Origin of the sequence: Methylobacterium gregans (assembly GCF_022179245.1) — a bacterium.
GTDB lineage: Bacteria > Pseudomonadota > Alphaproteobacteria > Rhizobiales > Beijerinckiaceae > Methylobacterium > Methylobacterium gregans.
Genome location: NZ_BPQM01000152.1, coordinates 26,125 through 39,633 on the forward strand (window position 1 = coordinate 26,125; position 13,509 = coordinate 39,633).

Below are 13,509 nucleotides of genomic sequence, written 5' to 3' on the forward strand. Positions count from 1 at the left end.
CAAAATACCGGTCAGGTCACTGCTCCGAACGACTGCCGCACGCACCGTCCCGGATCTGTGGGCCGCCATCCGGCAGGCCTTCTCCTGTTTCACACCAGAAGAGTGCTGCAAGTGCCTCGCCGCAGCCAGGTACGAGACCGACGAAGCCGTCGCTACATGATCGGGAACAGCTCTAGCAGCGGGCCTTCAGCGTTTGGCAGCCGCAAGTTCGGTCACGAAGCCGGAGCGGACAATAGAGATCACAGAGCGGCTGCAACGAAGGCGCGCCGCAGAGCATCGGCATCATAAGGTTTTTTGATCACCGGCACCGTGCCCAAATCCGGCGGGATCTTGAAGCTCTCACCGTAACCGGTCGTGAAGGCGTAGGGGATGCCAAGATCAGCCAGCTTGCGGGCAACGGCCACGCTGGTCTCGCTGCCGAGGTTCACGTCAAGGAGCGCGCGATCGGGCGGTGCAGCCTCAATCAGCCTTAAGGCCTCTCGGACTGAGCTGGCCATATCGACCGAGGTCGCACCGAGCGCGGTGAGCACTTCCTCGGCCTCCAAAGCGATGATCATGTTGTCCTCGACAACCAAGACCGTACCTTCGAGCCGGATAGTTGCGATGTGCTCCCGGTCGATCGGCCTGACCTCGCGCGGCTGTGCGGCGCGGACGAAGGCGGGTGGAACCGTAAACCGCGCCCGCAGACCTGAGAGTTCGTAGCGTACCTCCGCCTCGCCCTTGAGCTCATAGGGGATCGAGCGCTCAATCAGCGTGGTGCCGAATCCGCGCCGGGCAGGGGCTTGAACTGCGGGCCCCCCGCTCTCGCACCAGTGAAGGACGAGATGATCGAATGCGTCCCGTTCCCAACGCACCTTCACCAAGCCGGTGCTATCGCACAGCGCCCCGTACTTGGCCGAATTGGTCATCAACTCGTGCACGACGAGAGCGAGGGTTGTGAAGGCCTGTGGGTCCAGGAGCACATCGGTGCCAGAGAGCTTTACGCGATCAGCCTTGGCGCCGAGATAGGCGCCTGCTTCCAGCAGAATGAGGTCGCGCAGTGATCCAGGCCCCCAGTTACCGCTGGTGACTTGATCATGCGCACGGGCGAGCGCCTGTATCCGCGAGCCGACAACCTCCACGAACGCCGCGGGATCGTCGGCATGCGCGCGGCTCTGGGTGACCACCCCGCGGATCAGGTTGAGGATGTTGCGCACCCGATGGTTCAACTCGGCGATGAGGAGTTCTTGCCGCTCCTGTGCCTCCCTCCGCTCGCGCTCGGCCGAGTCGGTGAGACGTAAGATCACCTCCAGCAGGGTGACGCGCAGCGCCTCGGCGGTGCGGATCTCGACGTCGGACCAAGGTAAGGAACGTCCCCGCACCACCTCGCGCCACGCCGCGAAACTCTTACGTGGGGTCAGGCGCATGCCGTTCGGCCCAAGGCTCGCCGGCTTCTCCGGGTTGCCAGCCCAGGTCACCGTGCGGGCGACCTCGCTGCGGAAGAATACGAGGAAGTCGCGCGGTGTCCGCGATACGGGCACAGCCAGTATCCCGGCCGCCCGCTCGCTGAAGTCTCGGCCCGGTTCGTGGAAGCGCCCGATCTCGTCGGTCGCGTAGACTTGGCTTGCCGCCGTGCGGTTGAGAAAGCGCACGAGGCCGGTGAACTCCTCCTTCGTGGGCGTAGCCCCCTGCAGGGTGATCTCGCCGTTCACCCAGAGTCCGAGCCCGTCGCACGCGACGATACCGGAAAGTTCGTCAGCGAACTCCGACATAGCCTCCAGGCTAGTGCCGCCGGATGCCATGGCGCTCATCAGCCGCGTATGGATTTCGCGTGAACGCGCCTCCTGGGCGGCGACGATCTCGCGCTCACGGCTCTCCAAAATCCAAGAGAACATCTGGCCAAACAGCTCCGCCGCGGTGCGCCGCTCCAGGGAGATGTGCCGAGGCTCAGTATGGTGGCAGGCAAACAGGCCCCAAAGTCGTCCGTTTCGCAGGATCGAGACAGACATCGAAGCCGCAACGCCCATGTTGCGCAGGTACTCAAGGTGGATGGGCGAGACCGTGCGCAACGTCGAGAGCGACAGATCGAGAGGCTCACCCTCAGGGTTGCGCGGCGGCATGATCGCGGCCCCCGGGCCGTCCACATCCGCGATGATGCGAAGCCAACTGCGCTCGTAGAGCGCGCGCGCCTGTTTGGGGATGTCAGAGGCGGGGTAGTGCAGGCCGAGGTAACGGTCGAGGCCCGAGCGCACAGCCTCCGCGATGACCTCACCCGAGCCGTCGGGCGCAAAGCGATAGACCATCACCCGGTCGAACCCGGTGAGTGCGCGCATCTGGCGCGCGGCCTCGCGGCAGAGGGGATCGAAATCGACCGTCTGCTGCAGGCGCGAGACCATATTGCGTACGAGGTTGCCGGCGTTGAGGTGCTCAGGCGTGCTCGGTTCGGCCTCGATAACGATAGTATTGCCCGAGATGTGTAGGGCCACATCGAAGGTCGGGTGGTCGGCCACGAGGCGTAAGCTGAAAATGCGGTCGACCGCATCAGGGCCGCGAAGGGTTTGTAGGTGCCCGCGCAGCAGGTGAATGGTCTCACCGTCAAGAATCGCATCGAGCGGACGGCCGAGAAGGTCCTCCACCGGGCGCCCTAGCCACCTTGGTGCGTTGACGCTGGCGTGGGTCACGATCCAGTCAGGTGAGACGGCAACGAGGAAGCCGAAGCACTGCACTGCGCCTAGGATATGAATTGGCTCGCGGTCGCACGAGCTCAGGTCAACAGGCGGGGGCGTGGTCATGCCGCGATCAAGCTCAGATCGATGAAAGTTGCAAGGTGGCACGTTGCCGGGTGCTTGCGGCACGAGCTCCAATGCCGGAAGTGGCACGTCGCTGACTTGGGGAACGTAGGCCAGATGGGGCAGCACCCCTCGTCCATCTATCTGACGACAGACCGTGACCAGAGGTTGGTTCCTCCCGTGTGAACTGACCGGTATTTCGGACCGAGCCAATTGATAGGCTACTGCATGGCCGCTGCCCCGGGGTAGCCGGAAGGCCAGATCTGGGTAGCTGACAGGCGCGGGTGGCTGATAGCCCAACGAGGAATGTGGTCGAATTCGGTTGTATGTCTTCTGCCATAGACCGATCACGATCCGGTCTTCTTTCAACGAGTAGAAGATCTCCTGCCTCAGGCACTCATCGCGCAGCTTACCGTTGAAGCTCTCGCAGTACCCGTTCTCCCACGGCGAGCCCGGGGCGATGTACTGGATCTGTCGGCCCGTCTTGGCGACCCAATTGCGCAGTGCCTTCGAGATCATCTCAGGACCATTGTCGCAGCGTATGTGCTCCGGGATGCCGTGCAGGCACATGGCGTCGGCCAAAGCCTCGATCACACCGAGGCTGTCGATGCGCCGGGCCACCTTCAGCGCGAGGCACGCCCGGCTGTGCTCGTCAGGATGGGCAGGCTTCGCCCATCGTGCGTCTGAGCCTGCACGAAGTCGAAGCCTCGCGCTCCAAGTCCTTCATCTTCCTGGCTTGATTGATCTTCAGGCCGCCGTGCTCCTTGCGCCAGCGTGAGGCACTCTGCTCGGAGATCTCCGCCTCCTTAGCTGAGCCAAAGCCAAACCCTTGCCCTGAGCTGTCTGCACCTCGATCTGGCGCAGCTTCAGAGCGACCTGCTCCGCGTTCGTCCCCTGACCTCGCCGCATGTCAGACTCCCTCAGTCCTGGCTGATCCTCTCAATCAGCCAGGTCCAAAGCCAGCCGGTCAGGTCAACGACACGCTATCTCGTCAATGCCTCAGCCGGACAAGCTCTCACGCGTGACACGGCTTTGGTCATCAGCTACGCGCGCGAGCAGCAAGAGAAAGGTCAGCCCGACTACAGTTTGGTGCAGGTGGGTGTGCGACACCGCCGGAGGGATCAACGTGCGATCCTCGGAGCTGCTGTCGGCTTCGGGCTCAACCGGAACACGCCGCGGTTTCAAGTCGCCCTGGCCGTTCAATTGGAGCTTGGCGCCTCGGTGTAAGGCAGGTGCATGTTGCCCTGGGTGGACACTCGTGGCTCCGAAAGGCGCCGATTTTGTTGGAAAAACTCTGGGGTAATGCACCAAGCGTCGCCCAGCATGGGTCGTCGGAGTAGGCTTTCCTCTCATCTGTGATGCGATGCCATGATGGCCGCGCATCCTGAGCAATCCGGAGGTAGGATCTTTTCCAGAAACCGCGGCTAGCGGTGCTGATTCGGGCCGATCCCAAGTTTTTCAACAAAATCCACCCCATCCGGACTTTCACCGATAGCGCCCTGAATGTCCGCTGGGGGTCACTTTAAGCCCACTACCTGGGTCGCGCGTAACGTCCTGTGTGCTACCCGAGCCACAAAGCAGATGGGTTGCTATCAGCCAGTTCCCGCCGGCTGCACCGCGCCCAAAACCTCGGTCACAGGTTTTCCCGGCGCATAGTGGGCCCCTGATTGCCACCGAAGCCCTTACTCCGCCGCCAGCGGCAGGAGCGCGAGCTCATCCATGGTTGCCTCGGATCGGCTCCGCCATCCTTGGCGCAGCGGCGCCATAGCCACTTGGTTCCGGCCATTGTGCTTCGCCCGGTAGAGCGCCGCGTCCGCAGCACGTATCAGGTCAGCACTGGTGGCGGAGGTGCTCGGCACAGAGGCAACGCCGAGGGAGGCAGAGACCTGTGCCCCATGCGTGCCGGACAGGCTCTCGATGCGCGCCCGGATCTGCTCGGCTTTCGTCGCCGCGTCGTCGAGATCGCAATCGGGCAGGAAGACGATCATCTCCTCGCCGCCGTACCGGCAGGCCACATCTGTTTCTCGCAGGGCACCCACGATGGCAGCCGCGGCCTCGCGCAGCACGGCGTCGCCGATTGCATGCCCGTGCTCGTCGTTCAACCGCTTGAAGTGGTCGAGGTCAATCATGATGACGGACACCTTTCGGTCCTCACGTTCGGCGAGCCGGACGTAACGCTCGAGACTGTCCTCCATGTAGCGGCGGTTGTAGAGGCCGGTGAGAGGATCGCGCAGCGCCTGGTTGCGCAGCTTTTCGCGCAGAGCGATGTTCGAGAGCGCGAGCGACATGGCATCGCCAAGGGCGGAGCTGAGTGGGAGGATCGCGGCCAAGCGCGCTTCCGCATCGGTCCCATCCGCGAAGATTTGCAAGAGCCCGAGGTTCTCACCGCGCGCAGCCATGGGTATCTCCAGAGCCGCCACGCCGGAGACATGGTGCTCGCAGCAGAGAGCCTTTGCTCCTCCTTGATTGATGTGCGGCTTACCGCGCTTCATCGCCCAGCACTGGCTGACCATGATGGTCTCTGGCAGAGTGGCGCTGTCTTTGCACGCCCAGGAGGTAGAGAGCACCAGACGGTCGCGCGAGTTGTTGAAGACGTACAGGGCCCCACCGAAGCCGCCGATCAGTTCCCCGGCGGTGGCTCTTAGAACCGCATTGGCATCGTAGTGATCTGCTGCGCTCTGCAGCATGTCGGTCATCCCAAACAGGTGTCCGACCTGCTTGTGAGAGGCCTCCACCTGCGTGATGGCTGCCTGCCGCGCCTGAGCATCGCGTGCGGCCGACCGGAAGGCGAAAACCATCATGGCGCCAATCAAGATCTGAGAGAAGAGAACGAACAGCTTGCCGATCTCGATCCGCGTCTCGTGCAGGGCGAAGTGCGAGTTCCAGTCGGTCAGAAACGCATCGAAGGCGCCTCGGATCTTACCGACCTGTGCAGCGCTGCGACGCTCTTTGAGCAACGCCTGTGCCTCGTTGAGGCGCCCGGCCCGTGCGAGTTCGAGCACCTCGTTCCAACTCGACTCGAGCGAGTCGATAATGTCAGCCGCTGTCGCGTTGCCGTCCGATGTCCGGACAAAGGGGATCAGCAGGGCAAGCTGCGTTGTGCGCCGGCTGTGCAGCGCATCAAGCGCGCGGTTGTATTGCCCGAACTGATTATCGCTATCCCCGATTGCCCTGTTCAGGACATAGGCCTCTGCCTCCATGAGCGCTTCTTGCGCAATGCGCATCTGACGCCCGCCTTCGCGGAGATCGATCAGCGCCTGCTGATGCGCGTTTGTAAAGAAGAAGCCTGACAGGGCCGTGGTGACCATCAGCGACACCAAGCCGATCTGAACGATCAGGCGACGTTTTCCCAGGCCGCGTGCCTGATGATCGACCGTTCCGAGGTCCAGCGCAACGAGAGACATGATCGTGTCCGGAGTGTCGGCGGCGGAGCAACATCTGAGCTGGGTTTTCTTAGCTCCCCTGTCTGCCTGATACGTGAATGAACATGGCTAACAGTGCAGTGCGAGCTTCCACTGCCGCCTTGCCGCTCGTCGGGAGCGACCGGGATGCGGTTGTATCCGCTTCGAAGCGAAAGCCCGGGATCCGCTCGCCACCGTGGCTGCGTGAAAACGCGGAGGGCGTAGAAAAATCTCCCCTCGAATGCGCTGGGCAGCGCCGAAACGGGCGCCAAAGTGGCTAATACGCCTTGATGCAGGAGCCTAGACGACTTTCATACAGAAAATTGTTCTACGAGTTTGGAAGCCCTCTGCGTTTTCGCACAGCCTCGACCCTTCTCGGCCTCTCCGAAGGTCTGCTACGAGCGGTCTGATTGGCCCCAAACGACCAAGGCTGGCCGAAACGGAATGGCGGCTTTCGGGCGAGCCACTGTGCCAAGCAGAAGTTCCAATTCAGCCTGACCCGTTCTTGAACAGGCATTCGCGAGCGATTGCTCTAGTAGGGCCTGAAACTGAGGCGTGTCCGCCGCTCCAGAAGGTCGGGCAACTTGTGCGGAACGAGGCACATCGGCTCGCGGAACGTTCCACTGGGGCAGGTCCTATTGGAACAACGGACACACGGTGCGCTCCCGGGCCGAACGCGGTTGCCGTCCCATTCGATCAAGCTGCCTTGCTCAGCCTCGCTAGGCTGTCACGTGCTGTGATCTGATGTGGCTGGCGGAGCCGGCCCGATCGGACCCGGACCGGCGAGGGGGCGCTACATCCAGTGCGCACCACATGGGAGCACGGCTTTTTCTTGAAGCCGCCTGCCTGAGCGGGCAATCCTCAGGAGACGGCCATGGATGTCACCAGACGGATCTTCGCTGCGGGCGCGGCCACGCTGCCCTTTGTTGGACCGGGCCTGCCGCGCGCTCAGGCTCAGAGCACGGCGCAGGACGCCCCGATCGTCGGCAATCACGTGGTGGCGGATCCGCTGGAGCTGGCGGTGGACGCCTACATCTACGGCTACCCGCTTGTCACGGTGGAGATGACCCGGCGCGTTCTCACGAACGTGGCCGCGCCCGAGGGCAAGAACGCCCCGATGGGCCAGTTCGCCAACCTCCGGGAGTACCCGGACGCGAAGTTCCGAGCCGTCACCGCCCCCAATGCGGATACGCTGTATTCCAGCGCCTTCGTGGACGTAGGCCGCGAGCCTCACATCCTCAGCCTCCCGGACGAGGGCGGGCGCTATTACCTGATGCCGATGCTGAGCGCCTGGACGAACGTCTTCGCGGTGCCCGGCAAGCGCACCACCGGGACGGGGCCGCAGACCTACTTCATCGCGGGCCCTGGCTGGAGCGGCAGCGTGCCCTCCGGCACCAAGCTGATCCAGGCGCCCACCAGCCTGATCTGGATCCTCGGTCGGACCTACTGCACGGGCACGCCCGAGGACTACAAGGCGGTCCACGCCGTCCAGGACCAGTACAGGCTCGTTCCAGCGAGCGCGGCCGGCCGGTCATACACCCCGCCGCCCGGCCGGATCGACCCGAGAATCGACATGAGGACGGCGGTGCGCGAGCAGATCGACCGCATGGACGCGACGACTTACTTCAACCTGCTGGCCTCCCTGATGAAGGACAACCCGCCGGCGCTCGCGGACGGCGTTCCGCTCGCCAAGATGGCCTCGCTCGGCATCGTGCCCGGTCGCCCCTTTGACCCGGCAAGCCAGCCGCCCGCCATCCGGGATGCGATCGGGCGGGCACCGAAGGAGGCCAGGCCGCGCATCATGGGACATCTGAAGGCAACCGGCAGCCATGTGAACGGCTGGACCTTCACGACCGACGGAGGCGACTACGGTAAGGATTACCTGCAGCGCGCGCTGGTGACAGCGGTCGGGCTCGGCTGCAACCTGCCGCAGGATGCGGTCTATCCCCTGACCACGGTCGATGCCGCGGGCCGGAAGCTCAACGGCACCTCGAAGTACGTGATGCGCTTCCCAGCAGGCGAACTGCCGCCCGTCGACGGCTTCTGGTCGCTGACGATGTACGACGCCGACTACTTCTTCGTCGAGAACCCGATCAACCGCTACTCGGTGAGCCCGCGCGACGACCTCAAGGCCAATCCGGATGGGTCGGTCGATCTCTTCATTCAGGCTGAGAGCCCTGGAGCCATGCGGGAGGCGAACTGGCTGCCGGCGCCGAAAGGGCCGTTCGTGCTGATGCTGCGGACCTACTGGCCGAAGGACGCCATTCTGAACGGCTCCTGGTCGCCGCCGCCCGTCACCCGCAGCGCGAGCGCCGCCCTCTAAGCCGCGGGCTGGGTCGCCTGAGTCATTCGATGGCTCTCAGTTCTTCGTCACGACGGTCCTCGGTTCCGGGGCAGCCTTCGGGGGTGCGACCCACAGCGGAGCGGAGATCGTCAGGTACGTCGCCGTGCCGGCGAACCGGTTCTTCACGTCGAACTCGCGGAAGAAGCGGACATTGGTCGAGACCGGGATCTCGCCCAGCTTGAACGTGTAGCCGATCTGGGCGCCGAGCGACGTGACCCGACCTTTAAACGGGCCGATCCGATCGCCCGAGCCGCCGTCGCCGGTGAGCTGGTTGTAGTAGTATCCGACGAGACCGACCGACAGTTCCTTGCTCAGGTATTTCGAGGCCGACCATTCCAGGTGGAACTCGGTGCCGGTGAGGTACTGGGTCGCCGGGTTGATCCAGTTGAAGGTGATGCCCGGCACGACCGAGAGCTCGTAGCCGAGAACGGGATCGAGGTAGGTGAGCGCGCCGCTGAGATCGATCGCCGGGCGATTGAGCGCGATATTGGAGAGCTGGCCGTTCTCGAAGCTGCCGGACGGGACGACGCCGAGGAGCGTGCCGCTCCAGTGGAAATTGCCGGAGTGCCAGCCCACGAAGGAGGCGAGATAGATGTCGCCGACGTTGAAGATCGCGTCCCGCTCGCGCCCGGCGACGATGCGGTCGATGCGCGGCGAGGCGAGAACCGCCCCGGCACTGACGTTGGGTGTGCCGAACGGGATGGTGATGGAGAAGCCGAGATTGCCGCCCAGGATCTCAACGGGCGTGACCCAGATCGGGGTCGCGAACACCGCGCTCGTGTCGTTCTTGACATTCGCGGCGACGACACCGCCGCCCTGGAAGAGCCGGCCTCCGCCGAGATTGCCCGAATAGTAGTAGGTCTCGCTCTCGAAGTAGAAGCCGGGCGGCGGCGCCACGCCCGCGAGAGGGCCACGGTTGCCGAGAACATAGACGCCCTGCGCATATTCGGCCGCCTGTGTCTCCGGCGTGGCAAGTAGCCCCGTAGCGCAGGCAACTGTCAAACCAAGCGTCCGCCAAGCTCCAGACATGGCCCCGCCTCCAAATTATTTGATGTTGCAGTAGGCTCCCACAAGTTGAATAGAATTGCAACGGTCAAGCTGGCGACTTTGCCTGTCTTCCATCTTATCATTTTTGATTTTTGCGACAAAACGGCCATGAACTCTATCGCCAGCCCGAGGATCGGCGGAAAATATTCGACTTGCATGTCCCATTCGATCAAGGAGCGCCTATCCGCAATGGTACGGTGACGCTGCCGACTCCGTAGGTCTGCCGAGCGATATCGATAGGCAGGCTGCGAGCTGGCTTGGTCCATCATCGCCGGGCCTCCCGCTGGCCTGCTTCAGTCCTCGCCGACGGGGCCGTCGCAATGAATTTCGTTCGCGGCGCCTACCGGGCCAGTTGCGCCGGTTTGCACGGCGCAGCGGGCATGTAATGCAGATTCTACCGTCTTCTCGCGGTAATCGTGCGACGCCGGTCGACCGCGATAGACCGAAGTCCGAGACCGCGAAAGTATCGAACGATGACGTCTGGGATCTTCGATGGCGCCAGTCACGCGACGAAGTCCGCCGATCGTCCTGGCATGCGGTGGATCCCTGGGGGGACCTTCCGGATGGGCTCGGACCAGCACTATCCCGAGGAAGCTCCGGTTCACCGGGTGGCGGTGGACGGGTTCTGGATGGACGAGAGCCCGGTCACGAACCGGCAGTTCAGGCGGTTCGTTCAAGCCACCGGCTACCGCACTCTCGCCGAGATCCCGCCGGATCCAAAGAACTATCCCGGCGCGCTGCCTCATATGCTCTTCGCCGGGTCGATGGTGTTCGTGCCTCCGCTCGGGCCGGTCGACCTGCGTCACCACGGCCGGTGGTGGACGCTCCTGAAAGGGGCGGACTGGCGCCATCCCTACGGCCCAGGCAGCTCCCTCAAGGGTCTCGACGACCATCCCGTCGTGCACGTCGCCTTCCACGACGCCCGGGCCTACACAGTCTGGGCCGGAAGGGCCCTGCCGACCGAGGCCGAGTGGGAGTTCGCCGCCCGCGGCGGGCTCGACGGGGCGGAGTTCGCCTGGGGTGACGCGTTCGCGCCGGGCGGCCGCCGGATGGCCAACACCTGGCAAGGCGAGTTCCCGTACTTGAACACCGCCGACGGCTCGTACCGTCGGACGACGCCGGCGGGCAGCTTCCCGCCGAACGGCTACGGCCTCGTCGACATGATCGGCAACGTCTGGGAGTGGACGTCCGACTGGTTCGCGCCGCGTCATAAGGCCGACGCAGCGAAGGCCTGCTGCATCCCCGAGAACCCGCGCGGTGGGCGTGAGATGGACAGTCTCGATCCCCGCAGCCCGCAATCCCCGATACCGCGCAAGGTGGTGAAGGGCGGCTCACATCTCTGCGCGCCGAACTACTGCCGACGTTACCGGCCCGCCGCCCGTCACCCCCAGCCGATCGACACCTCCATGAGCCACGTGGGGTTCCGGACCATCATCAGGGAGAGGATGCCGCCATGAGTGACGACCCGCACGAGGCGTACCAGGTGAGCCCCAGAGCGGGAGACGCTCTCAGCCGCCGCAATATTCTTCTCACCGGAACCTCGGCCCTCGCGGTTGCCGCGATGGTAGCAACCGCTCCGACCACGCCCGCACAGGCCCAATCGCAACCTCAGCAGCAACCGGTCGCCGGGCAAAAGCCGAACATCCTCGTCATCATGGGCGACGACATCGGCATCTGGAACATCGGCGCCTATCACCGCGGGATGATGGCCGGACGCACGCCCCATCTCGACCGGATCGCCGCCGAGGGCATGCTGTTCACCGACTACTACGCGGAGGCGAGCTGCACGGCGGGCCGCGCGGCCTTCATCACCGGCGAGCTGCCGATCCGCACTGGCATGACCACGGTCGGTCAGGCCGGTGCGCCCATCGGCCTGCCTGCAGAGGCCGTGACCATCGCCACCGCGCTGAAGGGCATGGGCTACGCCACGGGCCAGTTCGGCAAGAACCATCTGGGTGACAAGAACGAGTTCCTGCCAACGGTGCACGGCTTCGACGAATTCTTTGGCTATCTCTACCACCTCGACGCGATGGAGGACCCGGCCCATCCCGCCTATCCGCAGGACCTGCTGAACAGGGTCGGCCCGCGCAACATGGTTCATTCGTGGGCGACGAACGTCGACGATACCACAGTAGACCCGCGCTGGGGCAAGGTCGGCAAGCAGCGCATCGAGGATGCCGGTACGCTTTACCCGAAGCGCATGGAGACGGTGGACGAGGAAATCCGCGACCTGGCACTTGGATTTATCGACAAGGCCAAGGCTGACGGTAAGCCATTCTTTGTCTGGCTCAATCCCACCCGCATGCATGTCACCACGCACTTGTCGCCGAAGTACCAGGGCATGCGCAACTCTCAGAATGGCTGGAGCATCCAGGAAGCCGGCATGGCGCAGCTCGACGATGTCGTCGGCGCCATGATGAAGAAGCTGACCGACTTAGGGATCGACAACAACACCATCGTGGTCTTCACGACAGACAACGGTACGGAGGTTTTCACTTGGCCAGACGGCGGTCAGACGCCGTTTGCGCAATCCAAGGGCACGGTCATGGAAGGCGGTTTCCGCGCACCGGCGATCATCCGCTGGCCTGGCAAGGTGCCGGCTGGAAAAGTCGAGAACGGCGTCATCTCCGGCCTCGATTGGTTCGCGACTCTTGTGGCAGCGGCGGGAAACCCGGACATCACCGAGGAGCTGAAGAAGGGCAAGCAGATCGGCGATCGGACCTACAAGGTGCATCTGGACGGTTACAACCAGATGGACATGATCACCGGCAAAGGCCCGTCGAAACGCAACGAAGTCTGGTATTTTGGCGAGAGTGAGCTGGGTGCTGTCCGGATCGGCGACTACAAGTACCGCTTCATCGATCAGCCCAGCGGGTGGCTCGGCGACAAGACGAAGCCTGACGTTCCCTACATCACCAACCTGAGGCTCGACCCCTTCGAGCGGACTGGCTGGCCCGACAACGGGACCAAAGTCGGGGCGCAGAACTACATGAGCTGGTTCCTATACGAATTCTGGCGCTTCGTCTTTGTTCAGCAGGAGGTGGAGAAGCTCGCCATGACCGCCGTCGAGTTCCCGCCGATGCAGAAGGGCGCGAGCTTCAACCTCGAAGCTGTCAAGGAGAAGATCCAGGCCGCGAGGACCGCGATAGCCAAGTAACGCTCAGACACGGCGGCAGAGGAGGAGTGGCTGGAAATGGACGCCCCAGAATGCCGCCGTCGACCCTTAAGTCTTAATTCGCCTCGATCTCAGCCTATAAACCACCGAGATGTCTCTCATCGATTTTCCGGCATAGATGCGGTTCGGTCAATATGTCCGATATTAATTGTGCTTGTTTTGGTATCAGGCATATGTATTTAAATCACGCTCGCAAGAACTCGTCTTCTGGCATCATGTCCTTGCGCGCACTCCCATCGCGCCAGAGGCCGAGCGAACTGCTCAGTCGAGCTTATGCACTCATCGCCCAGCGATGGGTTGTTATTCCGAACCACAGGAGGCGGGCATGCGGCGAACTCGAAGCGAAGACGGCATCAATCGCCGGACATTGCTGTCGGCCCTAGCCCTGCTACCGACCCTGCCAGGAACCCTTGCCTTCGCTGCCGCACAAACAGGTTCACCGGACGGGGTGCTGACGTCTTGGAGGGAGGGGCCGGCGAAGCAGGCGATTCTCGATTTCGTCCGCGCCACGACCGAGCCGTCGAGTTCGACCTACGTGGCTCCAGACGACCGGATCGTCGTGTTCGACCAGGACGGTACCCTCCTGCGCAGCGAGCCCGGCAATCTGAAGGACAGCCGGCCGGCGATCCGCTTCGCGCAGACGATCGCGGCGCTCTGACAGGCCTATCCGTACCGCAAGGGCAACACCCGCACCCTGCTGGCGTGGAACCGCGGCCGTATCGTCGGCCCCAAAACGCCGCGGAGGCCGAAGCACATCTAAGAGCCTCTAACAAA

Annotated in this window: 8 protein-coding genes and 2 pseudogenes; 5 read left to right on the forward strand and 5 right to left on the reverse strand. The window is 63.6% G+C overall.

Translation table 11 applies throughout. The features are described from left to right. Window positions 1–10: 10 nt before the first annotated feature. A pseudogene (locus MFF54_RS24980) lies at window positions 11–160 on the forward strand (IS630 family transposase); the annotation flags it as partial. Between the two features lie 79 nt (window positions 161–239). Here MFF54_RS24980 and MFF54_RS24985 read toward each other — a convergent pair. From MFF54_RS24985 to MFF54_RS24995, 3 genes and pseudogenes are all read right to left on the reverse strand, one after another. Beyond that, window positions 240–2,771: an HWE histidine kinase domain-containing protein gene (locus tag MFF54_RS24985; RefSeq protein WP_238306909.1), complete on the reverse strand. Its 2,532-nt coding sequence runs from the start codon at window positions 2,769–2,771 to the stop codon at window positions 240–242. Between the two features lie 240 nt (window positions 2,772–3,011). Beyond that, window positions 3,012–3,677, reverse strand: a pseudogene (locus tag MFF54_RS24990) (integrase core domain-containing protein); the annotation flags it as partial. A gap of 773 nt (window positions 3,678–4,450) precedes the next feature. Further along, entirely contained in the window at window positions 4,451–6,172 is a 1,722-nt protein-coding gene (locus MFF54_RS24995) for a GGDEF domain-containing protein (RefSeq protein WP_238306902.1), read from the reverse strand. Window positions 6,173–7,043: 871 nt separating this feature from the next. Between MFF54_RS24995 and MFF54_RS25000 the strand changes: the two genes are divergently transcribed. Continuing rightward, window positions 7,044–8,492, forward strand: a complete 1,449-nt coding sequence (locus MFF54_RS25000) for a DUF1254 domain-containing protein (RefSeq protein WP_238306903.1) — start codon at window positions 7,044–7,046, stop codon at window positions 8,490–8,492. A 36-nt stretch (window positions 8,493–8,528) separates the two neighbouring features. Here the strand turns inward: MFF54_RS25000 and MFF54_RS25005 are convergent, their stop codons facing one another. After that, window positions 8,529–9,542, reverse strand: coding sequence for a SphA family protein (locus tag MFF54_RS25005; protein WP_370880173.1), 1,014 nt, complete (start codon window positions 9,540–9,542; stop codon window positions 8,529–8,531). After that, window positions 9,512–9,733 (reverse strand): hypothetical protein, encoded by a 222-nt coding sequence (locus tag MFF54_RS25010; RefSeq protein ID WP_238306905.1) that lies wholly within the window; start codon window positions 9,731–9,733, stop codon window positions 9,512–9,514. Before MFF54_RS25010 ends, MFF54_RS25005 begins: the two co-directional genes overlap by 31 nt. Window positions 9,734–10,093: 360 nt before the next feature. Between MFF54_RS25010 and MFF54_RS25015 the strand changes: the two genes are divergently transcribed. From MFF54_RS25015 to MFF54_RS25025, 3 genes are all read left to right on the forward strand, one after another. After that, on the forward strand, window positions 10,094–11,017 hold the full coding sequence (locus MFF54_RS25015; RefSeq protein ID WP_238306906.1) for a formylglycine-generating enzyme family protein: 924 nt from the start codon (window positions 10,094–10,096) through the stop codon (window positions 11,015–11,017). Next, window positions 11,014–12,717, forward strand: coding sequence for an arylsulfatase (locus tag MFF54_RS25020; protein ID WP_238306907.1), 1,704 nt, complete (start codon window positions 11,014–11,016; stop codon window positions 12,715–12,717). Before MFF54_RS25015 ends, MFF54_RS25020 begins: the two co-directional genes overlap by 4 nt. A gap of 343 nt (window positions 12,718–13,060) precedes the next feature. Then, window positions 13,061–13,393 (forward strand): hypothetical protein, encoded by a 333-nt coding sequence (locus MFF54_RS25025; protein ID WP_238306908.1) that lies wholly within the window; start codon window positions 13,061–13,063, stop codon window positions 13,391–13,393. Window positions 13,394–13,509 lie beyond the last annotated feature (116 nt).

What these genes read in the sequence shown, in the direction of transcription:
- MFF54_RS25020 (WP_238306907.1), top strand. Translation starts at nt 11,014, where the DNA reads ATGAGTGACGACCCGCACGAGGCGTACCAGGTGAGCCCCAGAGCGGGA.
- MFF54_RS25025 (WP_238306908.1), top strand. Translation starts at nt 13,061, where the DNA reads ATGCGGCGAACTCGAAGCGAAGACGGCATCAATCGCCGGACATTGCTG.
- MFF54_RS25005 (WP_370880173.1), bottom strand. Translation starts at nt 9,542, where the DNA reads ATGTCTGGAGCTTGGCGGACGCTTGGTTTGACAGTTGCCTGCGCTACG.
- MFF54_RS24985 (WP_238306909.1), bottom strand. Translation starts at nt 2,771, where the DNA reads ATGACCACGCCCCCGCCTGTTGACCTGAGCTCGTGCGACCGCGAGCCA.
- MFF54_RS24995 (WP_238306902.1), bottom strand. Translation starts at nt 6,172, where the DNA reads ATGTCTCTCGTTGCGCTGGACCTCGGAACGGTCGATCATCAGGCACGC.
- MFF54_RS25000 (WP_238306903.1), top strand. Translation starts at nt 7,044, where the DNA reads ATGGATGTCACCAGACGGATCTTCGCTGCGGGCGCGGCCACGCTGCCC.
- MFF54_RS25015 (WP_238306906.1), top strand. Translation starts at nt 10,094, where the DNA reads ATGCGGTGGATCCCTGGGGGGACCTTCCGGATGGGCTCGGACCAGCAC.